This window comes from Mesorhizobium sp. M5C.F.Ca.IN.020.29.1.1 (genome assembly GCF_003997375.1).
Classification (GTDB): domain Bacteria; phylum Pseudomonadota; class Alphaproteobacteria; order Rhizobiales; family Rhizobiaceae; genus Mesorhizobium; species Mesorhizobium wenxiniae.
The window spans coordinates 1-434 of sequence record NZ_RZSW01001196.1; the positions used below are offsets into that span (position 1 = coordinate 1).

1 protein-coding gene is annotated in these 434 nt (G+C 53.0%); it reads left to right on the forward strand.

Translation table 11 applies throughout. The features are described from left to right. On the forward strand, nt 1-434 hold a 434-nt coding region (locus EOA85_RS37010; protein WP_245486430.1), incomplete at both ends, for an ABC transporter substrate-binding protein.

A 434-nucleotide genomic window follows, 5' to 3' on the forward strand; every position in this document is an offset into this window, starting at 1 on the left:
CAAACGTTTCGCCAATTATTGGAAATCCGATGCGGCCTGGTTTGATTCGTTCGAGGCTCTTGCCATACATGATGTCACAGCGCGCACAAATGCGCTGGCAACAGGCCAGATCCACGCGATGGAACGATGCGACCTGAAGACGATCCATCTACTAGAGAGGAATAAAGGTCTGGAGATCGTGTCGGTAGCCGGCACTCAACACTACTCTATGCCCATGCTTTGCGATGTCGCCCCGTTCGACAACCCGGATGTTCGACTGGCGATTAAACATGCGATCAACCGGCAGCAGTTGCTAGATACCCTGCTACACGGACACGGGAAACTTGGCAACGATCACCCAATCGGGTCCACAAATCGCTTTTTCGCCAAGAATCTGCCACAACGCGAATTCGATCCGGACAAGGCTCGATTCCACCTCAAGAAGGCTGGCCTTT